Origin of the sequence: Streptomyces sp. NPDC046759 (assembly GCF_040645475.1) — a bacterium.
In the GTDB taxonomy this organism is placed as follows: domain Bacteria; phylum Actinomycetota; class Actinomycetes; order Streptomycetales; family Streptomycetaceae; genus Streptomyces.
In genome coordinates, this window is record NZ_JBEYYJ010000025.1 from 116058 (window position 1) to 142230 (window position 26173).

At 70.7% G+C, this 26173-nt stretch carries 21 protein-coding genes; 12 read left to right on the forward strand and 9 right to left on the reverse strand.

The annotated features are described in order from the left end of the window. Positions 1 to 4 precede the first annotated feature (4 nt). The 5 genes from ABZ919_RS29685 to ABZ919_RS29705 all read left to right on the forward strand — a co-directional run bounded on the left by ABZ919_RS29685 (position 5) and on the right by ABZ919_RS29705 (position 7011). Positions 5 to 1999 (forward strand): copper resistance protein CopC, encoded by a 1995-nt coding sequence (locus ABZ919_RS29685; RefSeq protein ID WP_361253593.1) that lies wholly within the window; start codon positions 5 to 7, stop codon positions 1997 to 1999. An 8-nt stretch (positions 2000 to 2007) separates the two neighbouring features. Beyond that, positions 2008 to 3291 (forward strand): iron uptake transporter deferrochelatase/peroxidase subunit, encoded by a 1284-nt coding sequence (efeB, locus tag ABZ919_RS29690; RefSeq protein WP_361253595.1) that lies wholly within the window; start codon positions 2008 to 2010, stop codon positions 3289 to 3291. 141 nt (positions 3292 to 3432) lie between these two features. Continuing rightward, a complete protein-coding gene (gene pheA, locus ABZ919_RS29695; protein ID WP_361253597.1) occupies positions 3433 to 4365 on the forward strand; it encodes a prephenate dehydratase in 933 nt (310 codons plus the stop codon). A gap of 562 nt (positions 4366 to 4927) precedes the next feature. Continuing rightward, positions 4928 to 6205, forward strand: a complete 1278-nt coding sequence (serS, locus tag ABZ919_RS29700; protein ID WP_361253599.1) for a serine--tRNA ligase — start codon at positions 4928 to 4930, stop codon at positions 6203 to 6205. Continuing rightward, complete coding sequence (locus tag ABZ919_RS29705; RefSeq protein WP_361253601.1) at positions 6202 to 7011, forward strand: HAD family hydrolase; 810 nt, start codon at positions 6202 to 6204, stop codon at positions 7009 to 7011. The genes serS and ABZ919_RS29705 overlap by 4 nt, the downstream gene beginning before the upstream one ends. A 523-nt stretch (positions 7012 to 7534) precedes the next feature. On the opposite strand, the gene ABZ919_RS29710 is transcribed toward ABZ919_RS29705, so the two are convergent. From ABZ919_RS29710 to ABZ919_RS29730, 5 genes are all read right to left on the reverse strand, one after another. Continuing rightward, the gene (locus ABZ919_RS29710) at positions 7535 to 7777 is read right to left on the reverse strand and encodes a hypothetical protein (protein ID WP_361253603.1); all 243 of its coding nucleotides are present in this window, start codon (positions 7775 to 7777) and stop codon (positions 7535 to 7537) included. An 82-nt stretch (positions 7778 to 7859) separates the two neighbouring features. Then, positions 7860 to 8579 (reverse strand): ABC transporter permease, encoded by a 720-nt coding sequence (locus tag ABZ919_RS29715; protein ID WP_361253605.1) that lies wholly within the window; start codon positions 8577 to 8579, stop codon positions 7860 to 7862. 10 nt (positions 8580 to 8589) lie between these two features. Further along, positions 8590 to 9501, reverse strand: coding sequence for an ABC transporter ATP-binding protein (locus ABZ919_RS29720; protein WP_361253607.1), 912 nt, complete (start codon positions 9499 to 9501; stop codon positions 8590 to 8592). Further along, positions 9498 to 10415, reverse strand: a complete 918-nt coding sequence (locus tag ABZ919_RS29725) for an ABC transporter permease subunit (RefSeq protein ID WP_361253609.1) — start codon at positions 10413 to 10415, stop codon at positions 9498 to 9500. The genes ABZ919_RS29720 and ABZ919_RS29725 overlap by 4 nt, the downstream gene beginning before the upstream one ends. After that, entirely contained in the window at positions 10405 to 11385 is a 981-nt protein-coding gene (locus tag ABZ919_RS29730) for an ABC transporter ATP-binding protein (RefSeq protein WP_361253651.1), read from the reverse strand. The genes ABZ919_RS29725 and ABZ919_RS29730 overlap by 11 nt, the downstream gene beginning before the upstream one ends. 247 nt (positions 11386 to 11632) lie before the next feature. Here ABZ919_RS29730 and ABZ919_RS29735 point away from each other — a divergent pair, with 247 nt between their 5' ends. From ABZ919_RS29735 to ABZ919_RS29760, 6 genes are all read left to right on the forward strand, one after another. Continuing rightward, complete coding sequence (locus tag ABZ919_RS29735; RefSeq protein WP_361253611.1) at positions 11633 to 12475, forward strand: M24 family metallopeptidase; 843 nt, start codon at positions 11633 to 11635, stop codon at positions 12473 to 12475. Further along, positions 12472 to 14226 carry an SDR family oxidoreductase gene (locus tag ABZ919_RS29740; RefSeq protein ID WP_361253613.1) on the forward strand — a complete coding sequence of 585 codons (1755 nt, stop codon included), beginning with the start codon at positions 12472 to 12474 and terminating at the stop codon, positions 14224 to 14226. The genes ABZ919_RS29735 and ABZ919_RS29740 overlap by 4 nt, the downstream gene beginning before the upstream one ends. 132 nt (positions 14227 to 14358) lie before the next feature. Beyond that, positions 14359 to 15306 carry a MerR family transcriptional regulator gene (locus ABZ919_RS29745; protein WP_361253615.1) on the forward strand — a complete coding sequence of 316 codons (948 nt, stop codon included), beginning with the start codon at positions 14359 to 14361 and terminating at the stop codon, positions 15304 to 15306. Positions 15307 to 15426: 120 nt separating this feature from the next. After that, positions 15427 to 16002, forward strand: coding sequence for an RNA 2'-phosphotransferase (locus ABZ919_RS29750; protein ID WP_361253617.1), 576 nt, complete (start codon positions 15427 to 15429; stop codon positions 16000 to 16002). Positions 16003 to 16109: 107 nt separating this feature from the next. Then, positions 16110 to 17012, forward strand: a complete 903-nt coding sequence (locus ABZ919_RS29755) for an LLM class flavin-dependent oxidoreductase (RefSeq protein ID WP_361253619.1) — start codon at positions 16110 to 16112, stop codon at positions 17010 to 17012. 73 nt (positions 17013 to 17085) lie between these two features. After that, on the forward strand, positions 17086 to 17973 hold the full coding sequence (locus tag ABZ919_RS29760; protein WP_361253620.1) for a Cof-type HAD-IIB family hydrolase: 888 nt from the start codon (positions 17086 to 17088) through the stop codon (positions 17971 to 17973). A gap of 80 nt (positions 17974 to 18053) precedes the next feature. On the opposite strand, the gene cydD is transcribed toward ABZ919_RS29760, so the two are convergent. The 3 genes from cydD to ABZ919_RS29775 are packed head-to-tail and all read right to left on the reverse strand — an operon-like array spanning position 18054 to position 24202. Continuing rightward, a complete protein-coding gene (cydD, locus tag ABZ919_RS29765; protein ID WP_361253622.1) occupies positions 18054 to 21599 on the reverse strand; it encodes a thiol reductant ABC exporter subunit CydD in 3546 nt (1181 codons plus the stop codon). A gap of 59 nt (positions 21600 to 21658) precedes the next feature. Then, entirely contained in the window at positions 21659 to 22678 is a 1020-nt protein-coding gene (gene cydB, locus ABZ919_RS29770) for a cytochrome d ubiquinol oxidase subunit II (RefSeq protein ID WP_361253624.1), read from the reverse strand. Positions 22679 to 22693: 15 nt separating this feature from the next. Continuing rightward, the gene (locus ABZ919_RS29775; protein ID WP_361253626.1) at positions 22694 to 24202 is read right to left on the reverse strand and encodes a cytochrome ubiquinol oxidase subunit I; all 1509 of its coding nucleotides are present in this window, start codon (positions 24200 to 24202) and stop codon (positions 22694 to 22696) included. 208 nt (positions 24203 to 24410) lie between these two features. On the opposite strand from ABZ919_RS29775, the gene ABZ919_RS29780 reads away from it, so the two are divergent. After that, positions 24411 to 24788 carry a cyclophilin-like fold protein gene (locus ABZ919_RS29780; protein ID WP_361253628.1) on the forward strand — a complete coding sequence of 126 codons (378 nt, stop codon included), beginning with the start codon at positions 24411 to 24413 and terminating at the stop codon, positions 24786 to 24788. A 13-nt stretch (positions 24789 to 24801) separates the two neighbouring features. Here ABZ919_RS29780 and hisC read toward each other — a convergent pair whose 3' ends face one another. Then, positions 24802 to 25881 (reverse strand): histidinol-phosphate transaminase, encoded by a 1080-nt coding sequence (gene hisC / locus ABZ919_RS29785; protein WP_361253630.1) that lies wholly within the window; start codon positions 25879 to 25881, stop codon positions 24802 to 24804. Between the last annotated feature and the right edge of the window lie 292 nt (positions 25882 to 26173).

Below are 26173 nucleotides of genomic sequence, written 5' to 3' on the forward strand. Positions count from 1 at the left end.
CACCGTGACGCGGACCATCACCCCCGAGGGACACCGGGGCATCCTGCGCATCCTCGTGCTGCTGCTCCTCACCGTCACCGGCGCACTGCTGGCGGGCGCCGCACCGGCCTCCGCCCACGCGGCGCTGACCGGCAGCGACCCCGCACAGGGGGTGGTGATCAAGAAGGCACCCGGCCAGGTGGCGCTCACCTTCTCCGAGAAGGTGGCGATGAACGACGACTCCCTGCGCGTCCTCGACCCCCGGGGCAAGCCGGTCCAGTCGGGCAAGCCCGCCAACCTGAGTGGCACCACCTACGCCGTGCGACTCAAGAGCGGCCTGGGCAACGGCACCTACACGGTCACCTACCAGGTCGTCTCGGCCGACAGCCACCCCGTCTCCGGCGCCTACACCTTCTCCATCGGGGCGCCCTCGCAGACCGTGGTCACCGGCACCGGGCCGGTCGCGGGCGGCGGAGTCGTCGGTGGGCTCTACGCCGTCGGGCGGTACGCCTCGTACGCCGGATTCATCGTGCTCGCCGGCGGCGCGGCCTTCGTCCTCGCCTGCTGGCAGCGCGGCGCGAGCGTACGGCCCCTGCAGCGGCTGGTCGTCGGCGGCTGGCTCACGCTCACCGCCGCCACCCTGTGGCTGCTGCTCCTGCGCGGCTCCTACACCACCTCCGGGAAGCCCGCCGATGTCTTCGACCTCGGTCTGCTCGGCCAGGTGCTGCAGACCAAGACCGGCGCGGCCCTGATCTCCCGGCTGCTGCTGCTCGCCGCCGCGGCGCTGTTCATCGCGGTCCTGTTCGGCGCCTACACCAAGCGCGAGGAGGAGGAGAAGCGCGACCTCACCTTCGGGCTCGCGGTCGGCGGTGTGGTCGTCGCGGCCGGGCTCGCGACCAGCTGGGCCATGGCCGAGCACGCCTCGGTCGGGCTCCAGCCGGGCATCGCCATGCCCGTCGACGTCGTCCATCTGCTGGCCGTCGCCGCGTGGCTGGGCGGACTCACCGCCCTGCTGATCGCCCTGTACCGGGCGCCCGCCGAGACTCCGGTGGAGGCAGCCGCCGTCCGTCGTTTCTCCCGGGTGGCCTTCGCTTCCGTCGTCGCGCTCGTCGCGACCGGCACCTACCAGTCCTGGCGCCAGCTGGGCTCCTGGTCTGCGTTCACCGACACCCGGTACGGGCAGCTGCTGCTGGTCAAGATCGGGCTGGTGGCGCTGCTGGTCGGCATCGCCTCGACATCGCGGCGGTGGACGGGCCGGCTCGCCGACACCGCCGGCACGGCCGCCATCACCGAGGAGGCCGAGAAGGCGGTCCCCGCCGCCGTCGCCGGGAAGACCGGGAAGACGGTCACGGCCGCCGGTCGGACCGCGGAACCCGGGAAGGAGAGCGTGCACGCGCCGGAGCCGGCCGGGAAGAGCGCCGGATCCGGGGACACCGAGCGCGCCGCCCAGCTCGCCCGGCAGCGGGCCGCGATGGACGCCGCCCGGCAGAAGCGGCTCAGGGACGGCGACCCGAACCGCTTCGGACTGCGCCGCTCGGTGCTCGCCGAGGCGGGCGTCGCGGTCGTGCTGCTCGCCGTCACCACCTGGCTGACCCAGACCGAGCCCGGCCGCACCGAGCTGGACGCCAAGGCCGCCACCTCGTCCTCCTCCTCCTCTTCCGCCACGGCGCCCTCGAACGGCGCGCTGACGCTGGACATGCCCTTCGACACCTCAGGCAAGGACGGCAAGGGCGTCGTCAGCATCGATCTCGACCCCGCGCGGGTGGGCGGCAACGAGATGCACGTGTTCGTCCAGCGGCCCAACGGCCGGGCCTTCGACGTCCCCGAGGTGAAGGTCGCCTTCACCCTGGAGGCGAAGAAGATCGGCCCGCTGCCCGTGACCCCCGACCACGTCACGACCGGCCACTGGTCGGCGAGCGGAGTGCAGATCCCCATGGCCGGCGACTGGAAGATCGCCGTCACCGTGCGGACGTCCGACATCGACCAGGTGACCGTCTCCAAGAACGCGCAGATCGGCTGAACGACACCATGCCCGACCAGTCCCTTCCCCAGGCCCGCACGTCCGAGCCCGCGGCACCGGCCCCGACGGCCGGCAGCGGAGCGGGGCTCTCCCGGCGCGCCCTGCTCGGCACCGCGGGCGCCACCGGGCTCGTGCTCGGCGCGGCCGGCGGGGCCGTGGGCTATGCCGCCGCGCCCGTCCCGGCCACGCCGCTGACCGCGGTCGGCTCCGACCGGGTGATGTTTCACGGGAAACATCAGCCCGGCATCACCGAGGCGCTCCAGGCGAGCGGCCATCTCGCCGCCTTCGACCTGGTGGCGGGCGCGGGCCGCAAGGAGGCCGCGGCCCTGCTGCGCCGCTGGTCGACGACGGCCGAACGGCTGATGGCGGGCGAGGCCGCACCGCACGACGACACCGACGTGGCCCGCGACGCGGGGCCCTCCTCGCTGACGATCACCTTCGGCTTCGGGCACGCCTTCTTCGGCAAGACCGGTTTGGAGCAGCAGCGGCCGGCCGCCCTGGACCCGCTGCCGGACTTCTCCTCGGACCATCTCGACAAGGCACGCAGCGATGGCGACCTCTGGGTGCAGATCGGCGCGAACGACGCCCTGGTCGCCTTCCACGCTCTGCGCGCGATCCAGAAGGAGGCGGGCGGCGCCGCCCGGCTGCGCTGGCAGATGAACGGCTTCAACCGCACGCCGGGCGCCACGGCGCACCCCATGACGGCCCGCAACCTCATGGGCCAGCTGGACGGCACCCGCAATCCCAAGCCGGCCGACTCCGACTTCGACCAGCGCATCTTCGTGCCCGCCTCGGGCGAGCCCGCCTGGATGGCGAACGGCTCCTACGCCGTCGTACGCCGCATCCGCATGCTCCTGGACGACTGGGAGAAGCTGTCGGTGTCCGCCCAGGAGCAGGTCATCGGGCGCCGCAAGTCCAACGGGGCGCCGCTGTCCGGGGGCGACGAGACCACCCCGATGGACCTGGAGAAGACCGACGCCGAGGGCGAGTACGTCGTCCCCCTCAACGCGCACGCCCGGATCACCCGGCCCGACAAGAACGGCGGCGCGGCCATCCTGCGGCGCCCCTTCTCCTACCACGACGGCTTCGACACCGACGGCACTCCCGACGCAGGTCTGCTCTTCGTCTGCTGGCAGGCCGACCCGCTGCGCGGTTTCGTGCCGGTCCAGCGCAAGCTCGACCGGGGCGACGCGCTGTCGCAGTACATCCGGCACGAGGCGAGCGGGCTGTTCGCGGTGCCGGGAGGGGCGGCGACGGGCGAGTACGTGGGGCAGCGACTGCTGGAGGGCTAGACGGAACCGACACCATCACGTGGGGTTACGGGGTTACGAGGTTTACCGGTTCTGCTGGGCTTTCTTTGCTCAAACCACCCGGTCGAGTGGTCGTCGTGAGACAGCCGCGCCCGGGCGGCGTGCGGCTATTAGGGTGAGGGCATGCCAGCGAGCTATGCGTATCTCGGCCCCGAGGGCACCTTCACCGAAGTGGCCCTGCGGACGCTCCCGGAAACGGCCACCCGGGAGCTCGTCCCGTATGTGTCGGTGCAGTCGGCACTGGACGCGGTGCGGTCCGGCGAGGCCGAGGCCGCGTTCGTGCCGATCGAGAACTCCGTCGAGGGCGGCATCACCACCACCCTGGACGAGCTGGTCGCGGGCGAACCGCTGATGATCTACCGCGAGGTGCTGCTGTCGATCACCTTCGCGCTGCTGGTCCGGCCCGGCACCGAGCTCACGGACATCAAGACCGTCTCCGCCCACCCGGCGGCCCAGCCGCAGGTGCGCAACTGGCTGCGCGGGCACCTTCCCGACGCGCACTGGGAGTCGGCCGCCTCCAACGCGGACGCCGCCCGACTGGTCCAGGAGGGCCGGTACGACGCCGCCTTCGCGGGAGAGTTCGCCGCCGCCCGGTACGGTCTCCACGCCCTGGAGACCGGGATCCACGACGCGGAGAACGCGCAGACCCGGTTCGTGCTGGTCGGCCGCCCGGCCCGACCGGCCGCACCGACCGGCGCCGACAAGACCTCGGTGGTGCTGTGGCAGCGCGACGACCACCCCGGTGCGCTGCGCGACCTGCTCGGCGAGTTCGCCTCGCGCGGCATCAACCTGATGCTGCTGCAGTCCCGGCCGACCGGCGCCGGCATCGGAAACTACTGCTTCTGCATCGACGCCGAGGGCCATATCTCCGACCGGCGGATGGCCGAGGCGCTGACGGGGCTGAAGCGGATCTGTCTGCAGGTGCGGTTCCTCGGCTCCTATCCACGCGCGGACATCACGCCGGCGGACGCCCGCCCGGCGCTGCCGGGGACGTCGGACGGGGAGTTCATGGCGGCGGCCGACTGGGTGGCGCGCTGCCAGGACGGCCGGTTCTAGGCCGGTTCCAGCCAGTCGTACATGCGTATGTTCGTTATCCACAGGAGTTATCCACAGGTCCGCTTCTCGACCTGGGGACAAGTCGACAAGGATGCGTGACCCGGTCGACAAATCGCCCCTCACGTCCCGGATGCGGCCACCGTCCCGCACCTCACCCTTCGTCCACTCGTTTCCGTTGATTCATCTTTTGGAGCGACGGCTTTCCACCCAAAAGTGGGTGTCACCCGGGTTTGCCCTGGGAATTCTTCAGTCCGCCGGGAAGTTCCGGAGTGATCAATTCCGAAGTCCACAGACCTTCCACACAGCCTGTGGATAACTCTTTGGGGGGTGTGGATTTCTGTGGACAGCGAGGCTGCGAAGTTCCGTTCTCCACAAGGGAATCCGGTCAACCCCAGGCCCTGGCGGTGCTCCGTCCCAGGGAGTGAGACACTTTCCCCTTGACCCGCACTGACACGTGCCGCAATTCGCGCATAACGGAACGTAAGCGACAAACGTTGGCGAATCCGAACTCCTCGGAATAGGGATTCGTGAGCGGCGAGCCCGCACCGGTAGCCTTGGCCTCGTGATTGACCTTCGCCTGCTCCGTGAGGACCCCGACCGTGTGCGCGCGTCCCAGCGCGCCCGTGGAGAGGACGTCGCGCTCGTCGACTCCCTCCTGTCTGCCGACGAGCGGCGCAGGTCCTCCGGCGTCCGCTTCGACGAGCTGCGCGCCGAGCAGAAGCAGCTCGGCAAGCTGATCCCCAAGGCCACCGGCGACGAGAAGGCCGAGCTGCTCAAGCGCGCCGAGCAGCTGAAGGCCGACGTCAAGGCCGCCGAAGCCGAGCGCGACGCGGCCGACGCCGAGACCCAGGAACTGCTGCTCCAGCTCGGCAACCTCGTCCACCCCGGCGTCCCCGTCGGCGGCGAGGAGGACTTCGTCACGCTGGAGACGCACGGCACGATCCGCGACTTCGGTGCCGAGGGCTTCGAGCCCAAGGACCACCTCGAGCTCGGCCAGCTGCTCGGCGCCATCGACGTCGAGCGCGGCGCCAAGGTCTCCGGCTCCCGCTTCTACTTCCTCACCGGTGTCGGCGCCCTGCTGGAGCTCGCCCTGGTGAACGCTGCGCTCGCCCAGGCCACGGCCGCCGGCTTCACGGCGATGCTGACCCCGGCGCTGGTGCGCCCCCAGTCCATGGCGGGCACCGGCTTCCTCGGCCAGGCCGCCCAGGACGTCTACCACCTCGACAAGGACGACCTGTACCTGGTCGGCACGTCCGAGGTGCCGCTGGCGGCCTACCACATGGACGAGATCATCGAAGCCGACAAGCTGCCGCTGCGGTACGCGGGCTTCTCGCCCTGCTTCCGCCGCGAGGCCGGCTCGCACGGCAAGGACACCCGGGGCATCTTCCGGGTGCACCAGTTCGACAAGGTCGAGATGTTCTCGTACGTCGCCCCCGAGGACTCCCAGGCCGAGCACCAGCGCCTGCTGGAGTGGGAGAAGCAGTGGCTGACCTCGCTGGAGCTGCCGTTCCGCGTCATCGACGTCGCCACCGGTGACCTCGGCGCGTCGGCCGCCCGCAAGTTCGACTGCGAGGCGTGGATCCCGACCCAGGGCAAGTACCGCGAGCTGACCTCCACCTCGGACTGCACCGAGTTCCAGTCCCGCCGCCTGTCGATCCGGGTCCGCGACGGCAAGCAGGTCAAGCCGCTGGCCACGCTCAACGGCACGCTGTGCGCCGTACCGCGCACCATCGTGGCGATCCTGGAGAACCACCAGCAGGCCGACGGATCCGTCCGGGTCCCCGAGGTGCTGCGCCCGTACCTGGGTGGCCGGGAGGTCCTGGAACCGGTCGCCAAGTGACCGGCTTCCCGTACCGGCTGATCGCCACCGACCTCGACGGAACGCTCCTGCGCTCCGACGAGTCGGTCTCGCAGCGCACCCGTGACGCGCTCGTCGCGGCCGCCGCGGCGGGCGCGGCCCACATCGTCGTCACCGGCCGCGCGGTCCCGTGGACCCGGCACATCCTGGACGACCTCGGCTACGACGGTCTCGCCGTCTGCGGCCAGGGCGCGCAGGTCTACGACGCCGGAGCGCACCGCCTGCTGACCTCGGTCACCCTGGACCGGCAGCTGGCGGGGATGGCCCTGGCCAAGATCGAGGCCGAGGTGGGCCCGCTGCATCTCGCGGCCAGCCGGGACGGTCTGGACGGCGAAGTGCTGGTCGGCCCCGGATACGCGGTCACCGGCAAGCTCCCGGCGACTCCGTTCACGGACGCGTCCGACCTGTGGACGGCCCCCCTCAACAAGATCTACATACAGCATCCGACGATGGGCGACGACGAGCTGGCGGAGGCCGCACGGCAGGCGGCCGGCGGTTTCGTCACCGTGGCCGTGGCGGGCGAGGGCATCGTGGAACTCCTCCCGCTGGGCCTGTCCAAGGCCACGGGCCTGTCCCTCGCGGCCCGCCGGCTCGGGCTGAAGGCCGCGGACACGATCGCCTTCGGCGACATGCCCAACGACATCCCGATGTTCGCCTGGGCGTCCCGGGGCGTGGCCATGGCCAACGCGCACGAGGAGCTCCGCGCGGTGGCCGACGAGGTGACGTCCTCCAACGAGGAGGACGGCATCGCGGTGGTGCTGGAGCGGTTGCTGGCCCAGCTCGGTTAGCAGCCGGGTCCCGCCGTGGGACGTGCGGTCCGCCACCGGATGCGGGTCCCGCCGTGGGACGTACGGTCCGCCACCGGATGCGGGTCCGCCCTGGGCCACTCGCGCAGTTCCCCGCGCTCCTTGGCGAGTTGCCAGTCGCCGCGCGTCCGGGGAGCGTGCCGTCGCAGCGGGCAGGCGTGCCGCTGGGGCGGCGCGGGTGAGCGCAGCGGCACCTTGTCGGCGCCGCGTTGCGCGACTCATCCGGCCGCCCCAGCGCGGGTGCCCCCTTGCACGAGGGGGCCACAGGGAAGGCGGCCCACGCGAGAGCGACATCGCGTGCTCGAAGCGGCCGCCCCGGGCAGCTCCTGTAGCTCGACGGTGGGGTAACTACACCGGAGCCGGCCTCGGGCTGCCCTGTCGGGAGTCGGGCGTACTGCCGTGCATGGACATCCGCCCGCCTCCACTCCCGGATCACGGCGCCGGGACACTCCCGGCGGATGGGGCACAACCACTGTGCCCCGCCGCCGGGTTGAGCGCCAGCGAATTAGGGGCGGCGCCACCTGCGACGCCGTGCCCTGCTGAAGAACCAGCCCGCGGGGGGCTCGTCGGAGCGCCAGGGCTGGGGCTCGGGCTCCTCGGCCCGCCAGCGGGCGGCGAGCATACGGGCCCGCGCGGACGGTTCGGAGGTCTCGGCGCCCCGTACGAAGGCCTCGTCCAGGACCAGCTCGTCCCAGGCGTCGCCCTCGGACCGCCCCTGCCCGACGCTCCCCGGTATCTCGTCTGCCATCAGCAGCCTCCTAGCCGTTCATCCGCTTTGTCCAGCGTGCCCGGACCGGTGTGAACTTCCCGTCAAGCCGCCGGAGGCCGGCCTACTCCTCGCCCGCCAGCTTCAGCGTGCGCAGTTTCTGCCCGGCGTACCAGGTGGCCAGCACGGTCACGGCCACCAGCAGCACGGTGGCTGTCGTCAGGCCCACGTCCGAGGTCACCAGGTCCCCGCCGGCCACCTTGTGGGCCACGGCCAGCGACCACTGCTGGACGCTGAGCGTGCGGGCGCCGGGCACCAGGGAGCCGAACAGGGCCTCCCAGACCAGCGCGTAGACGAGCCCGAAGACCACCGCGTGCCGGGAGACGGTTCCGAGCAGCAGGAACAGCGCCGAGTAGGCGATGGAGGAGACCAGCGCGGCGACCGTGTAGGCGACGGCGATCTGCTGGCCGTTGCCGTTGAGGATCAGGCCAGCGACCAGGGTCGGCACCGCCGAGAAGACCATGGTCACGGCGATGGCCACGATCAGCTTGGTGAAGATGATCGTGGGCCGCTTCAGCGGCTTGGACAGCAGGTAGACGACGGAGCCGTCGTCGATCTCCGGGCCGATGGCGCCGGTGCCCGCGATGACGCCGATGATCGGGACCATCGTGGCGATCGCGAAGCCACCGAGGACGTCGGCGGCCGTCTGGTCGTCGGTTCCGGCCAGGGCCCGCACGGCCACGGAGATCACGATCAGCAGCAGCGGCAGCGCGCCGAGGATGAGGGCCCGGCGGCGCCCCAGCAGGGCACGGTAGGTGAGCCGGGCGACGGTGGGGTCGTACATTTTCGGCCTCCTACGCCGCGACCAGGTACGAGAACACGGACTCGAGGGACTCGTCGGACGGCGAGACCGTGAGCAGCCGGATGCCGTGGTCCCGGGCGACCTTCGGCAGCAAGGCGGTGAAGCGGCCGAAGTCGACGGCCTGGATGCGCAGCGCACCCTCGGCCACGTCGACCTCGATGCCGGCCGTGGAGGGGTCGGCGATCAGCGCGGCCGCGAGGGCGCGGTCGTCGCTGGAGCGCACCAGGTAGCGGTGCGGGCGGTCGGTCATCAGGCGGCGGATCCTGCGGAAGTCGCCGCTGGCCGCGTGCCGCCCGGCGACGACGACCTCGATGTGCCGGGCGAGCTGTTCCACCTCTTCGAGGATGTGCGAGGAGAACAGCACCGTGCGGCCCTCGTCCCCCATGCGGCGCAGCAGGTCCATGAGCTGCATGCGCTGGCGCGGGTCCATGCCGTTGAAGGGCTCGTCGAGCAGCAGCAGCGACGGGTCGTGGACCAGGGCGGACGCCATCTTCACACGCTGGCGCATGCCCTTGGAGTACGTGGCGATCTGCCGGTCCTGTGCGTACTCCATCTCGACCGTGGCCAGGGCCCTGTGCGCGGCCTTGGCGCCCAGGCCGTGCAACTCGGCGTTGGCGACCACGAATTCACGGCCGGTGAGGAAGTCGTACATCGCCTCGCGCTCGGGGACGATGCCGATGTGCCGGTAGATCCGCTCGTTGCGCCACACCGGCTGTCCGTCGAGGGTGACCGTGCCGGTGGAGGGGGCGAGGAAGCCGCCCATCATGTTGATCAGGGTGGACTTCCCGGCGCCGTTGGGGCCGAGCAGACCGGTGACGCCGGGGCCGATGGTCATGGTGATGTCGTTGACGGCGACCACGTTGCCGAACCAGCGGGAGACGTGGTCGATGCTGAGGGTCGTCACAGTCCCACCTTCTTGTAGCGGCGCATCAGCAGGCCGTAGCTGCCGGCGATCAGGGCGAGCACGACCAGGACGTAGACCACGCCCTGTCCCGTGGAGGGGTCGACCGCTCCGGGGTTGCGGGCGGTCGCGCCCAGGAAGGCCGACTGGACGCCGTCGATGAGCGTGACGGGCGAGAACAGGCCGATCCAAGGGATGGCGGAGGAGTGGTTCTGCACGTCGGCGATGGCCTGGAGCGTGCTGACCGCGCCGTAGGAGATGACCAGCACGGCGATCACGGCCGCGATGCCGAAGCCCCGGCGCGGGGTGACGGCGGCGATGACCAGGCCGATGCCGGCGAAGAGCAGGGAGAGCAGGGCCACGGAGACCAGTCCCTCGGCGAATTCCTTCGTCTGGTGGGCGAAGCCCAGTTTGGACAGCAGCGCGCCCACGTACATCACGAGCAGGGGAGCGGCGGTCAGGATGAAGATCGCCGAGGCGAGCGAGGCGAACTTGGCACGTACGTAGTCGGCGGTCTCGATGGGCCGTGAGAAGTACAGCGGTACGGTCTTGAAGCGCAGGTCGCGGGAGACGGCCTGGGGTGCCTGCGCGGCGACGTACAGGCTGATCACGGCCTGCAACATGATCGCGTAGCGGGTGTAGGCCACCGGCAGTTCGTGCGCCTTCGTGGCGACGGCGACGGCGACCATGATGGCCGCGGGCACGCACATCACCGCGAACAGCAGCATCGGCAGCACCTTGGACTTCACCGAGCGGCCGAGGCCGTAGGCGCCGCGCAGGGACTGCGAGTACAGCGAGCGGCGGGCGTAGGCGCGGCCCAGGCGGGGGCCGTCGTAGCCGCGGTAGCCGATGTCGTGGATGCGGGTCTGGTCGCCCGTGGGGGAGGTCCGGGGCTGCAAGGGGTGCTCAACCGCCATGGCGGGCGGCCTCCTTCCGCTGCTCGTCGTCGGTGTGTTCGGCGCCGCCGGTGAACACCTCTGAGATGTGGTGCCGGCGCTGCTCCATGCGCACCAGGCCGAGGCCGAGGCCGGCGACGACGTCCCGGACCAGGTCGTACGTCTCTTCGCCCTGGGCGGTCAGCAGCAGGATGTGTCCGGCGCCGGGCAGGCCGGCGCCCTCGTTCTCGGTGTCCACCCCGCGCGCGTGGAGCGCCTCGCGGACCGCGCGGGTGCCGTCGGGGTGGGCGTCGCTGTCGGTGACCTCGATCGCCAGGGTGGTCGTGGTCTGGGTGAAGTCCGTGGTGGAGCTCGAGCGCAGCAGCTTGCCGCCGTCGATGACGACGACGTGGTCGCAAGTGCGCTCCAGTTCACCCAGCAGGTGCGAGGTGACCAGGACCGAGATGCCGAAGTCGGTGTGGATGCGGCGGATCAGGCCGAGCATCTCGTCCCGGCCGACCGGGTCGAGGCCGTTCGTCGGCTCGTCCAGGAACACCAGCTTCGGGTCGTGCACCAGCGCCTGGGCGAGCTTCACGCGCTGCTTCATGCCGGTCGAGTAGCCGCCGATGGGGCGGTAGCGCTCCTCGTACAGCCCGACGTGGCGCAGGGTGTCCGCGGTGCGCTCGCGGGCCGCGGTGGGCGGCAGCCCCGACATGCGTGCCATGTGGACGACGAACTCGGTGGCCGAGACGTCGGGCGGCAGGCAGTCGTGCTCCGGCATGTAGCCGACGCGCTCGCGGATGTCGCCGCCGTGGGTGGCGACGTCGAGGCCGAGCACCTCGGCGCGGCCCTCCGTGGCGGGGGACAGACCCAGCAGGATCTTGATCAGGGTGGACTTGCCGGCGCCGTTGGCTCCGACGAGTCCGGTCACACCGGGCCCGATGTCCACGGACAGCCGGTCGAGCGCGGTCACCCGGGGGAACCGCTTGCTCAGGCTTTCGGTCGCGATCACAGTCACGTCCTCGACGGTAGTGACCCGGACCGCGCCGGGTCGTCAGACCTCAGAGCCGTCTTCGCGTCAGACCCAGGTATTACGGGTCCCTAAGGGATGCCCCGCCTCAGGGTCACCCGGGGTTTTCCACAGCCTGTCGCTCCTCCTATTGACGCCACCTCTAACAACTGTCACATTCACCAGTGTCAAGTTACGGACGCGTACCGCAGTCGACGCAGGAGTCGGCGGCACGACGGGACGGGGCGGCATGACGACGGCAGTGAGCAGCGAACTCTCCACGGAACTGCGGGGGTTCAGGCGGGTGCAGCGCCTCGCCTACGAGTGCGCGGAGGCGGTCGCGGCGCGCCTGGAGCCGGGTGTGACCGAGCGCGAGGCGGCGCGGATGCAGCGGGAGTGGCTGCGCGAGCGCGGGGTGCGGGACTGGTTCCACCTGCCCTTCGCCTGGTTCGGCGACCGCACGGCCTTCGTGAACTTCCGCATACCGCTGCAGTTCTTCCCCACCGACCGCGCCCTGGAGCCCGGCATGCCGTTCATCCTGGACATGGCGCCGGTGTACGAGGGCTGCACGGCGGACATCGGCTACTCGGGCTCGCTGGGCGTCAACCCGGTGCAGGAGCGGCTGATGGCCGACCTGGAGGCGCACCGCGAACTGATCCTGCGCGAGGTGCGCGAGCGGCGCCCGCTGCGCGAGATCTACGAGGACGTGGACCGGCTCATGGCCCGCCAGGGCTACGCCAACCGGCACCGCGCGTATCCCTTCGGGGTCATCGCCCACAAGGTGGACCGGGTGAAACAGCGCCGCTTCTCCCCCCACCTCTTCGGATTCGGTACGCAGTCGCTGAAGGGCCTGGCCTCCGACGCGCTGCACGGCCACCGTGACGGCTGGTCGCCGCTGTGGTCGCCGTACGGCTTCTCCGACCACCCGCCGCAGCCCGGCCTGTGGGCGGTGGAACCACACCTCGGCTTCCGGGGTACGGGCGCGAAGTTCGAGGAGATCCTCGTGGTCACCGACTCCGAGGACCCCGAGCAGAGCGCGTTCTGGCTGGACGACGATCTACCGCACGTGCGGCGCTGGGCGGAGGAGAAGTGACGCTGAGGGGTGCCCGGGAGCGCCGGGTGGCGACCGGTGGGATCGAGCTGTGCGTGGCCGAGCTGGGCGATCCCCAGCAGCCGACGGTGGTGCTGGTGCACGGTTACCCGGACAGCAAGGAGGTCTGGTCGGAGGTCGCCGTCCGTCTGGCCGACCGCTTCCATGTGGTCCTGTACGACGTCAGGGGCCACGGTCGCTCCACGGCGCCCGAGCCGCTGCGCGGCGGTTTCACCCTGGCCAAGCTGACCGACGACTTCCTGGCCGTGATCGATGCGGTCAGCCCGGAGCGCCCGGTGCACCTGGTCGGGCACGACTGGGGCTCGGTGCAGTCCTGGGAATTCGTGACCGTGGGCCGCACGGAGGGCCGTATCGCCTCCTTCACCTCGATGTCCGGGCCGTCCCTCGACCACTTCGGGCACTGGATCAACGCGCGCCTGAAGCGGCCGACTCCCCGGCGGGTGGGCCAGCTCCTCGGCCAGGGCGCCAAGTCCTGGTACGTGTATCTGCTGCACACCCCGGCCCTGCCGGAACTGGCCTGGCGCGGCCCGCTCGGCAAACGCTGGCCGAAGATCCTGGAGCGGATGGAGAAGGTCCCCGGCGGCGACTACCCGACCGCCTCCCTCCCCTCCGACGCGGCGCACGGGGCCTGGCTGTACCGGGACAACGTCCGCGCCCGGCTGCGCCGGCCGCGCCCCGACGCGTACGCGCACGCGCCCGTGCAGCTCATCACGCCCCAGGGGGACGCGTTCCTCTCCGAGCGCCTCTACGACGACCTGGAGCGGTGGGTGCCCCGGCTGACCCGCCGCACGCTCCCGGCGAAGCACTGGGTCCCGCGCACGCGCCCCGATCAACTGGCCTCCTGGATCGAGGACTTCGTGACGTCCGTGGAAGGCGGCCGGACGGAGCCGGCGGCCACCGGTCACCACGCCGAGCGCTTCGGCGGGCAACTGGTCCTGATCACCGGGGCCGGCAGCGGCATCGGCCGGGCCACGGCGTTCGCGTTCGCCGAGGCCGGTGCACGGGTGGTGGCCGTCGACCGCGACGCCGAGGCCGCCGCCCGCACGGCCGAGCTGTCCCGGCTGATCGGCGCGCCCGAAGCCTGGGCGGAGCCGGCCGACGTCTCCGACGAGCAGTCGATGGAGAAGCTCGCGGAGAAGGTGCACCGCGCGTACGGCGTGCCGGACGTGCTGGTCAACAACGCGGGCATCGGTCTGTCGGGCTCCTTCTTCGCCACCACGACCGACGACTGGCGCAGGGTGCTGGACGTGAACCTGTGGGGCGTGATCCACGGCTGCCGTCTGTTCGGCACCCGCATGGCGGAGCGCGGTCAGGGCGGCCACATCGTCAACATCGCATCGGCGGCCGCGTTCCAGCCCTCACGCGTACTGCCCGCCTACAGCACCTCCAAGGCGGCGGTGCTGATGCTCTCCGAGTGCCTGCGCGCCGAACTCGCGGGCCAGGGCATCGGCGTGAGCGCGATCTGCCCCGGGATCGTCAACACGAACATCACCTCCACGGCCCGCTTCGCGGGTGTGGACGAGGCGGAGGAGCGCCGCCGCCGGAAGAGCTCGGCCCGTCTGTACGGCCTGCGCAACTACCCGCCGGAGAAGGTCGCCGAGGCGATCCTGGACGCCGTGGCCCACAACCGGGCGGTCGTACCGGTGACTCCGGAGGCCCGCGGGGCCCATCTGCTGTCGCGCTTCCTGCCGGGAGCGCTGCGTCGGCTCGCGCGCGTGGAACCGAAGTTGTGAGGGAAGAAGGGGCCGCACGGTGGTGGTGCGGGGAGGTCGCCGGGTGCGGATGCGCCGTGTCCGGTCGCGCAGTTCCCCGTGCCTCTGCGGGCGCCCGCATACACCCCGTCCAGTAGTTGAGGAGTCCCCGGCATGCCCGACCCCGCTGCCCGGAACGCCTATCGCATCGAGGACTTGGCCCACCGCACCCGCACCACCGTGCGAACCATCCGCGCCTACCAGGACCGCGGTCTCCTCCCCCGTCCCGAACGGCGGGGCCGGGCGAACCTCTACTGCGAGGCGCACGTCACCCGGCTCCACCAGATCGCCCACCTCCTGGACCGCGGCTACACCCTGGCCTCGATCAAGGAGCTGCTGGACGCCTGGGACACCGGCCGTGGCCTGGGCGGAGTCCTGGGCCTGGTCACCGAGGTGGAGGGGCCGTGGACGGACGAGCGCCCCGACCGGATCACCCGTGCCGACCTGGACGCCCGCTTCGGTGGCACGCCCGACGACGACGCCGTGACCGAGGCGGTCGAACTCGGGGTACTGGAGCGGATCGACGGTGACCCCGACACGTTCCTCGTGCCGAGCCCCCAAGAGCTCGCGGTGGCCGCGGAGTTGTACGCGGCCGGCGTGCCGCTGCCCGCGATAGTGGGCCACCTACGGGAGTTGCGGGGTCAGGTCGAGCACATCGCGGCACGCTTCCTGGAGTTCACCACCGAGTACGTCTTCGCCCGCTACCTGGACGATCCGGGGCACCGTACGGACGCGCACGCGGCGGAGGCGGCCTCACTGGTGCGCCGTCTGCGCCCCCTGGCCCAGCAGACGATGGACGCAGAACTGGCCCGGGCGATGCGTATGTTGGCCACCCGCCACCTGCGCAGTCACCTCGGTGCGGAAACCCTGGACGTGGAACCTGCGGGTGCCCGCTGTGTCACCCTTCCCGTGGAGACGATCGACGCCGTGGAAAGGCTGGTTGGCCGGCAACATGTCTCCGAGTTCGTCGCACTGGCGGCGGAACGCGAGGTGCGCGCCAGGGCTTTGGACCGGATCTCCTCAGGAGGGGTACCGGACACCGGCGTTCGCGAAGCTCCTTGACGGATGCGCCACTTGTCCACAGTCTCGCCAACTTCCTTGTGGATAACCCACCTTGGTTGTGGATCAAACCTGGGAACAAAAAAACCTGCGTGATCCGCGTCTCTCCCGCACGCTGGACGCATGAACGAACGGAACGACGAAAGACCGATCGACGACAGACGTACCGTGAAGGTGTCGAAGTACCTCTCCAAACATCTGCGGCACCAGCCGGAGCGCATCGGACTCACCCTCGACCCGGGCGGCTGGGTGGAGATCGACACTCTCATCGCCGCCGCCGCTGCCCACGGCTTCCGGTTCACACGCGAGGAACTGGACCACGTGGTGGCCACCAACGACAAACAGCGCTTCGCGATCGAGGGCAGCAGGATCCGCGCCAGCCAGGGCCACAGCATCGACGTCGACCTCGGCCTGTCCCCGGCGACCCCGCCGCCGTACCTCTACCACGGCACCGTGGCCCGCAACTTGGACGCGATCCGGGCGGACGGCCTCAGGCCCATGAACCGGCACGACGTCCACCTCTCCGCCGACCGTGACACCGCCACCCGCGTCGGCGCCCGCCGTGGCCGCCCCGTCGTGCTCGCCGTCGACGCCGGCGCCATGCACCGCGACGGCCACGTCTTCCACGTCAGCGCCAACGGGGTCTGGCTGACCAAGGCGGTACCGCCGCACTACCTGCGTTTCCCGGGCGTCCACTGACCCGTGGGGCCGCCCCGCTCGCTGTCCACCCGCCCGATCCGTGGTCGGCCAGTCGCCTACGGTGACCGTTTGGTCCGCTGCTCGCGGGTCCCCGTACTCTCGAACGCATGAGTCTGCGTCTGAGCACCGTGATCCTGCCCTACCGCCGCTGGAGCGAAGGCGGCCGTTCGGCCTGGGTGCGGGCCGAACAGCTCGGCTTCCACACCGCGTACACCTACGACCACCTGTCCTGGCGCAGCTTCCGTGACGGCCCGTGGTTCGGCGCGGTCCCGACACTGACCGCCGCCGCTGCCGCCACCGAGCGGCTGCGCCTCGGCACCCTGGTGACCTCGCCGAACTTCCGGCACCCGGTGACCCTCGCCAAGGAGCTGATCTCCCTGGACGACATCTCCGGCGGCCGGATCACCCTCGGCATCGGCGCGGGCGGCACCGGCTTCGACGCGTCCGCGCTGGGGCAGGAGCCGTGGACCCCGCGGGAGCGCGCCGACCGGTTCGCCGAGTTCGTGCCGCTGCTGGACCGGCTGCTCACCGAGGACGCCGTGTCGTCCGGGGGCCGCTTCTATTCGGCGCACGAGGCGCGCAACATCCCGGGCTGTGTACAGCGGCCCCGGCTGCCCTTCGCGGTGGCGGCCACCGGCCCCCGCGGCCTCAAGCTCGCCGCGCGGTACGGACAGGCATGGGTGACCACCGGCGATCCGAAGCTCTACGAGACCGGCACCCCGGAGCAGTCCGTCGAGGCTCTGCGCGGGCAGGTCACCAAGCTGTCCGCGGCTTGCGCGGACGCCGGACGGGACGTGGCCGGCCTGGACAAGATCCTGCTCACCGGCTTCACCCCGGACCGCGCCCGGCCGCTTCAGTCCCTGGACGCCTTCGTCGACTTCGCCGGCCGGCACCAGGAGCTGGGCTTCACCGAGATCGTGGTCCACTGGCCCGTCCCGGACTCCGACTTCGCCGCGGACGAGAAGGTCTTCGAACAGATCGCCATGGAGGCCCCGGCCCAACTGGCCTGACCGGTAGGGCCACGGAGGTCTGAGCGTCATATCTGTGTCATCTGTGCGCAGGACCGCACGGCCGTGCGGGCATATGCGCGAGAATGACCCGGTGACCTCAGCGACCAGACAGCCCGGGACCCCGTCCGCCGCCGTACGGCCGCGGCTGATCGCCACCGACCTCGACGGCACCCTGCTGCGCGACGACAAGTCGGTCTCACCGCGCACAGTCGCCGCACTGGCCGCCGCCGAGGAGGCAGGCATCGAGGTCTTCTTCGTCACCGGCCGCCCGGCCCGCTGGATGGACGTCGTCAGCGACCACGTCCACGGCCACGGCCTCGCGATCTGCGGCAACGGCGCCGCCGTGGTCGACCTGCACGGCGGCCCCGGCGCCCACCGCTTCGTCAAGGTGCGCGAACTGGCCCGCCGCAACGCCCTGGACGCTGTGAAGCTGCTGCGCGACACCGCCCCCGGCACGGTGTTCGCGGTGGAGCAGACGTACGGCTTCCACCAGGAGCCTGACTATCCCAAGCTGCACATGGAGATACCGGACAACCTCCTGCCGGCCGAGCGTCTCCTCGCCCCCGACGGGCCGGACGCCGACCAGCCCGTGCTCAAGATCCTCGCCTACCACCCGGATCTCGACCCGGACGCCTTCCTCACCCTCGCCCGGCTGGCGATCGGTGACCGCGCCAACGTCACCCGCTCCAGCCCCAGCGCCCTGCTGGAACTGAGTGGTCCGGACGTCTCCAAGGCCAGCACCCTCGCCCTGTGCTGCGCCGAGCGCGGCATCTCGCACGAGGAGGTCGTCGCCTTCGGTGACATGCCCAACGACGTCGAGATGCTGACGTGGGCGGGCCAGTCCTTCGCGATGGGCAACGCCCACCCGGACGTCGTCGCCGCCGCGTCCGGCCGTACGGTCGCCAACAACGAGGACGGGGTCGCGGTCGTGATCGAACAACTGCTCGCGGAACGCCTCTGAGGGGACGTCCCGCCCGGCACGGCGCATCCCGTCGTCAGGGCGGCGATACGGGAGGCGCCGGCATGACCGGGGGGCGCCCGTCAGCGCGCCCCCACCGACATCTCCGCCTCCGCCTCCCGCCTCGCCAGCGCCCGCAGCGGCCCGTCCTCCTCGAGCAGCTCCGCGTACGTGCCGCGCTGCACCACCCGGCCCGCGTCGAGCACGATCACCTCGTCCACGGCCTCCAGTCCCGCCAGCCGGTGGGTGATCAGCACTGTCGCACGGCCCTGGGTGGCGGCCAGCAGATCGGCGGTCAGCGCGTCGGCCGTCGGCAGGTCCAGGTGCTCCGCGGGCTCGTCGAGGACCAGGACGGGGAAGTCGGCCAGCAGGGCGCGAGCCAGAGCCAGCCGCTGCCGCTGGCCGCCGGACAGCCGCGCCCCGTGCTCACCGACCAGCGTGTCCAGGCCATCGGGCAACCCGTCCACCCAGTCCAGCAGCCGGGCCCGGTCCAGCGCCCGGCGCAGCTCGGCCTCGGTGGCGTCCTTCCTGGCCAGCAGCAGGTTCTCGCGCACCGAGCTGTCGAAGAGATGCGCGTCCTGCGCACACAGCCCGACAAGCCGCCGCACGTCGTCCCCGGCCAGCGCGTACGCGTCCACACCGGCGAGCGTGTACGAGCCCTGTTCCGCATCGAGGAAGCGCAGCAGCACCTGGGCGAGAGTCGTCTTGCCGGAACCGGACGCCCCGACCACCGCGATCCGCCGCCCCTCGCGCAATGTGAGATCGAACCCGGCCAGCGCCTGCCTCCGCTGCCCCTCGTACCGCGCGGCCAGCCCCTTGAGCACCACCGGGAACGGTGAGGCGGGTGGCTGCCGGGGCGACTCGGGCTCGCGTACGGGCTCCGGAGCATCCAGCACCTCGTACACGCGCTCCGCGCTCCGCCGCACCCGCTGCCGGTGGCGGACGGCCAGCGGCAGGCCGAGTACGGCCTCGAAGGCGGCCAGGGGAGTGAGGACGACCACGGCCATCGCCACGCCGTCGAGCCGGCCCGCGGCCACCGCCTGGGCGCCGAACAGCGCGGTCGCCGTGACGGTCAGGCCGGAGATCAGCGCGGTCAGCCCGTCGCCGAGCGCGGTCACCGCGGCCGCGCGAGAGGCGATCCGGGTGAGGGTGCCGTCGGCGTGCCGGGCCGCGTCCGTGCGGGCGGGCAGCGCACCGGCGACGGTCAGCTCGGCGGTGCCGGTGAGCAGGTCGGTGACACGGGTGGCGAGCACGCCCCGGGCGGGGGCCAGCCGTCGCTCGGTCCGCCGGGCCACGGTCGCGGTGACGAGCGGCACACCGACGCCGTCCGCGACGAGACCCGCCGCCAGGGCGGCGCCGGCCGCGGGAAGCAGCCAGGCCGTGAAGCCGACGGAGGCGGCAAAGACAGCGGCGGCGACCGACGCGGGCAGCAGCCAGCGCAGCCAGTAGTCCTGGAACGCGTCCACGTCCGCGACCAGCCGGGTCAGCAGATCGCCCCGGCGGACGGACCGCAGTCCGGCGGGCGCCAGCCGCTCCAGGCGCCGGTAGACCGCGACCCGGGTGTCGGCCAGCATCCGCAGCACGGCGTCGTGCGACACCAGGCGCTCCGCGTACCGGAAGACGGCCCGCGCGATCCCGAACGCCCGCGTGGCCGTCACGGCCACCATCAGATACAGCACCGGGGGCTGCTGCGCGGCCCGTGAGATGAGCCAGCCGGACGTCGCCATCAGCCCGACGGCACTCCCGAGCGCCAGGGCGCCGAGCAACGCTGCCAGCAGCAATCGCCCCCGCCGGGGCCCGGCAAGCCCCCGAACCCGCCCCAGCACGCGCCGGGAGCGCCCCGAAGCCGCACCTTCCGATCCCCCCTCTGCCAGCTCGGACAACATCTCCGCCGGGCCACCGTCCAGCCCGCCGAGTCGGGTGGCGGCCTGGCGGGGACGGGGGTCGAGGAAGGGGAGCGTCCTGGTGGGCCGCCCGTCGCTCCGGCCGCCCAACGACTCCGCACACCCCACCCGCACCACCCTGTCGGCCACCTCCAGCAACGCGGGCCGATGCACGACGAGCAGCACCGTCCGCCCGGCGGCCAGCCTCCGTACCGCCGCCACGACCTCCGCCTCGGTCACCCCGTCCAGCGCAGCCGTCGGCTCGTCCAGCACCAGCACGGGCCGGTCGGCGAGGAAGGCCCGGGCAAGCGCCAACCGCTGCCGCTGCCCCGCCGACAGGCCCAGACCGTCCTCGCCCAGCACGGTCTCGGCACCCTCGGGCAACGCGTCCACGAACTCCAGCGCACCCGCGTCCCGCAAGGCCCGGCGCACGGCACGGTCGTCCGCATCGGGCCGGGCCAGCCGCACGTTCTCCGCGATGGTCCCGGCATACAGATGCGGCCGCTGCGGCACCCACGCGATACGCGACCGCCACTCCTGCAGATCGAGGCCGGCGAGATCCGCTCCCCCGACCCGCACCCGCCCCTCGGTGGGCTGGACGAACCCGAGCAGCACGTTCAGCAACGTCGACTTGCCCGCCCCGCTCGGTCCCACCAGCGCGACCGTCTCACCGGGCTCCATGGTGAACGACACGTCCGTCACGGCGGCCGCGGAACGGCCGGGATAGCGAACGGTGACCCCCTCGAAGGCGACAGCGCCCGTCTGCACGGCCCCGGTACCGGACGCCGGAAGCGGCGCCTGCAGCACCGTGAAGATCTCCTCCGCGGCGGCAAGCCCCTCGGCCGCCGCGTGGTACTGCGCGCCGACCTGACGCAAGGGAAGGTAGGCTTCGGGCGCCAGCACGAGGATCACCAGACCGATGTACAGATCCATGTCGCCGTGCACCAGCCGCATTCCGATCGTCACCGCGACCAAGGCGACCGACAGCGTGGCCAGCAACTCCAGCGCGAAGGAGGAGAGGAACGCGATGCGCAGAGTCCGCAGAGTGGCCTGGCGGTACTCCCCGGTGATCCGGCGGATGGACTCGGCCTGAGCCTTGGCCCGGCCGAACACCTTCAGCGTGGGCAGTCCGGCGACCACGTCCAGGAAGTGCCCGGACAGCCGGGACAACAGCCGCCACTGACGGTCCATGCGGGACTGGGTGGCCCAGCCGATCAGCATCATGAAGAGCGGAATGAGAGGCAGGGTGCCGACGATGATGGCCGCCGACACCCAGTCCTCGGTGACGATCCGCGCCAGCACCGCCACCGGCACGACCACCGCGAGCCCCAACTGCGGGAGGTAACGCGCGAAGTAGTCGTCGAGGGCATCGACCCCGCGCGTGGCCAGGGTGACCAGCGAACCGGTGCGCTGGCCGGCCAGCCACCCGGGACCGAGCGCCGCCGCCCGGTCGAGAAGCCGCCCGCGCAGCTCGGACTTCACCGCCGCGCCGGCCCGGTGGGCGGCGAGTTCGGTGAGCCACGCGACAACCGACCGGCCCACGCCGACGGCCGCCAACAGCAGCAGGGGAGTGCGCAGTTCGGCGACGGACTGGCCGTGCTGGAACGCTCCGACGACGACCTGGGCGATGAGCATCGCCTGGGCGATGAGCAGTCCCGCGCCGACGGCCCCCAGGCCGACGACGGCCATGAGGAAGGAGCGCGTGGCGCGGGCGTACTTCAGCAGGCGGGGATCGATTGGTTTCACGTGAAACGTGCCCTTCGGTCCAGAGGGTGTGTTTCACGTGAAACACACCCTCGGCGGACTCAGTGCGTGGCGCCGACCGCAGCGTCGGGGGCGATGTGCTGCGTGCCGATCCGCTTACGGAAGACCCAGTAGGTCCAGCCCTGGTACAGCAGCACCAGGGGCGTGGCGACGGCCGCCAGCCACGTCATGATCTTCAGTGTGTACGGGCTCGACGAGGCATTGGTGACCGTCAGGCTCCAGTCCCCGTTCAGCGTGGACGGCATGACATTCGGGAAGAGCGAAAGGAAGAGCATCGCCACGGCGGCCACGATCGTGAGACCGGACAACGTGAACGCCCATCCCTCGCGCCCCGCCTGGTTGGCCACGAGAGCGGCCACCAGAGCGACGACCGCCACGATCAGGGCCACCAGGCTCTCGCCGTCACCGCTGTGGGCCTGTGTCCACAGCAGGAAGCCGAGCGCCACGACGGCCGTGACGAGGCCGACCCGCAGCGCCAGCTGCCGTGCCCGCACTCGGATGTCCCCCACGGTCTTCAGCGCGGTGAAGACCGCTCCATGGAAGGTGAACAGCGTGAGCGTCACCAGACCACCGAGCAGGGCATAGGGGCTCAGCAGGTCCCAGACGGTACCGACGTACTCGAAATGCTGGTTGATCTTCACCCCCCGGACGATGTTCCCGAAGGCCACCCCCCACAGGAAGGCCGGGATCAGCGAGGTCCAGAAGATCGCCGTCTCCCAGTTGCGCTGCCAGTTCTCCTCGGGTCGCTTCACCCGGTACTCGAAGGCGACGCCCCGGACGATCAGACAGACCAGGATGACCAGCAACGGCAGGTAGAAGCCGGAGAAGAGCGTGGCGTACCACTCCGGGAACGCGGCGAAGGTGGCACCGCCGGCCGTGAGCAACCACACCTCGTTGCCGTCCCAGACGGGTCCGATGGTGTTGATCAGCACGCGCCGTTCCGGCCGGTTGCGGGCCAGCAGCTTGGTGAGGACACCGACCCCGAAGTCGAAGCCCTCCAGGAAGAAGTAGCCGGTCCACAGGACGGCGATGAGGACGAACCAGACGTCGTGAAGTTCCATGACTGTTCCCCCGGCCTAGTACGAGAAGGCCATCGGCTTGTCGGCGTCACGGGTGTCGCCGCCGATCTTCGTGGGCGGGTTGAGGTCGGCATCGGTCAGCTCGGGCGGGCCGGCCTTGACGTACTTCACGAGCAGCTTGACCTCGATCACGGCGAGGATCGCGTACAGCACGGTGAAGACGGTCATCGAGATGAGGACCTCACCCTGGGAGACGCCGGGGGAGACCGCATCCCGGGTCTGCAGGACGCCGTAGACGGCCCACGGCTGGCGGCCCGTCTCGGTGAAGATCCAGCCCCAGGAGTTGGCGATCAGCGGGAAGGCCAGGGTCCAGGTCGCTATGCGCCAGTACCAGGGCGTGAGCTTCGGGCTGAGCGCCTTGTTCTTGAAGAGCACCAGATGCGGCACCTCGTCCTCACCGACCCGCAGATGCTGCGGCAGCATGAACTTCCTGCGGGTCAGCCACAGTCCGGCCAGTCCGATGGCGAAGGAAGCCATGCCGAAGCCGATCATCCAGCGGAATCCCCAGAAGGCGACCGGGATGTTGGGCCGGTAGTCACCCGGGCCGAACTTCTGCTGCTCGGCCTTGTTGACGTCGTTGATGCCGGGGACGGACGAGGTGAAGTCGTCGTTGGCGAGGAAGGACAGCAGGCCCGGTATCTCGATCGCGACGGTGTTGTGGCCCTTCTCCACGTCGCCGTAGGCGAAGATCGAGAAAGGTGCCGGCTTCTGCCCGTCCCACAGCGCCTCGGCAGCCGCCATCTTCATCGGCTGCTGCTTGAACATGACCTTGCCGAGGGTGTCACCGCTGATGGCGGTGAGCAGACCGGCGATGACGACGGTGACCAGGCCGAGCCGCAGCGAGGTCTTCATCTCGCGGATGTGCTTCTTGCGGGCCAGGTGGTAGGCCGCGATGCCGACCATGAACGCGCCCCCGGTCAGGAAGGCTGCGGACAGTGTGTGGAAGGCCTGGCTGAGAGCGGTGTTCTGGGTCAGCACGGCCCAGAAGTCGGTCAGCTCGGCCCGGCCCTTCGCCTTGTCGATCTTGTAGCCGACCGGGTGCTGCATCCACGAGTTGGCTGCCAGGATGAAGTACGCCGACAGGATCGTGCCGATCGAGACCATCCATATGCAGGCCAGATGGATCTTCTTGGGCAGCTTGTCCCAGCCGAAGATCCACAGTCCGATGAAGGTGGACTCGAAGAAGAACGCGATCAGGGCCTCGAAGGCGAGCGGCGCACCGAAGATGTCACCGACGAAGCGTGAGTAGGCGGACCAGTTCATGCCGAACTGGAACTCCTGCACGATGCCCGTGACCACGCCCATGGCGATGTTGATCAGGAAGAGCTTGCCCCAGAACTTCGTCGCCCTGAGGTACTTCTCCTTCTCCGTGCGCACCCAGGCCGTCTGCAGCCCGGCCGTGAGGGCGGCCAGGGAGATGGTCAGCGGGACGAACAGGAAGTGGTAGACGGTGGTGATGCCGAACTGCCAGCGCGCCAGTGTCTCCGGCGCCAGAGCCAGGTCCACGTCGTCACTCTCCTTACTACGCCGTGGTACAGCGGCGGTTTGCCCCGTTCATCGCACACATACAGGGCAATCGGGACGCGCTTGTGAACGCGTTCACATTCACAAGCTATTATGACGCACTGATTTTCGGCAAGGACCGGGGGGTCCCCCCTCTGCCTTCACGTCAAGCCCTTGGCAGCGACTTCAACATCTTGTTGAATTGCGCGCCATGCAGATACGGATCTCCTGGCCCGCGGGAAACATCACCGCGACGCTCGACGCAGACACCCCGACCGCACAGGCCCTCGCCAAGGCCCTGCCACTCACCTCCAGCGCCTGCACATGGGGCGAGGAGGTCTATTTCGACACAGGAGTCTCTGTTTCACGTGAAACGGACGCCCGGCAGGTCGTGGAGCCTGGCACGGTGGCCTTCTGGACGGACGGCGACGCGCTCGCCCTCCCCTACGGACCCACTCCGATCTCGCGGGGGTCCGAGTGCCGCCTCGCGAGCCCGTGCAACATCCTCGGAAACCTGGACGGGGACGCCGGCGTCCTGGCGACCGTACGCGACGGCGACCCCATCCGTGTGGAACTGATCGACGAGTAGAACCTGCTTCCGGCTACAGCTCCCTGCGGAACGCCTCCGCCACCTTGAGGAAGATGTCGTTCGCCTCGGCCTCCCCGACCGTCACCCGCACACCCTCGCCCGGGAACGGCCGGATCACCACACCGTGCTGCTCACAGGCCTGAGCGAACGCAACCGTGCGCTCCCCCAGCCGCAGCCAGACGAAGTTCGCCTGCGTCTCCGGAACCGTCCAGCCCTGGGCGCGCAGCCCGTCGACCACGCGTGTGCGCTCGCACACCAGCGAGCCGACCCGGCCGAGCAGCTCGTCCTCGGCCCGCAGCGAGGCGATCGCCGCTTCCTGGGCGAGCTGGCTGACGCCGAAGGGCACCGCCGTCTTGCGCAAGGCCGCCGCGATCGGCTCGTGGGCGATCGCAAAACCGACACGGAGCCCGGCGAGCCCATAGGCCTTGGAGAACGTGCGGAGAACACAGACGTTGGGCCGGTCCCGGTACAGCTCGACACCGTCGGGCACCTCGGGGTCGCGGATGAACTCGCGGTAGGCCTCGTCCAGCACCACCAGGATGTCACCGGGCACCCGATCGAGGAACCGCTCCAGCTCGGCCCGCCGCACCACCGTGCCGGTCGGGTTGTTGGGGTTGCAGACGAAAATCAGACGAGTCCGCTCGGTGATCGCGTCCGCCATCGCGTCCAGATCATGCACATCGCCCGGCGTGAGCGGCACCTGCACCGACCGGGCGCCGCTGATCTGCGTGAGGATGGGGTACGCCTCGAAGGACCGCCAGGCGTAGATCACCTCGTCGCCCGGACCGCTGGTGGCCTGGATGAGCTGCTGGGCGACACCCACCGAACCGGTGCCGGTGGCCAGGTGGGAGACAGGGACGGCGAAACGCTCCGACAGCTCGGCCATCAGCCCGGTGCAGGCCATGTCCGGGTAGCGGTTGAAGTCGCACGCGGCCGCCGTCACGCTCTCCATGACGCCGGGCAGCGGCGGGTAGGGGTTCTCGTTGGAGGACAGCTTGTAGGCGACCGGCCCGCCGGCCGCGGCGGGCTTGCCCGGCTTGTAGGTGGGGATACCCTCCAGCTCGGCGCGCAGCTTGGGGCTCGTCTCGCTCACCGCAGTCCTCCTCGCGACCACCGGCGGACCGTCGACGCCGCCGGCTTCCAATACTCCTCACCTTATGAGGATTCGGCCCCGGTGCGTACAGGTGGCGGGCCTGCAAATGCCCGAGCAGCTGCGAGCCGGCGCCATCCCGGGGCATCACGATGCGAAGGCGTACGTTTCAGGGGGCGCGCCGTACATATATCTATGCGCCGGTAGCTCACGCCGTGGCGCGCATCGCCCGTGCAGGTGAGTTGAGACCTCTTCGAGACATCGGGCACTTGGCAGGTCCATACGCGTCGCCACG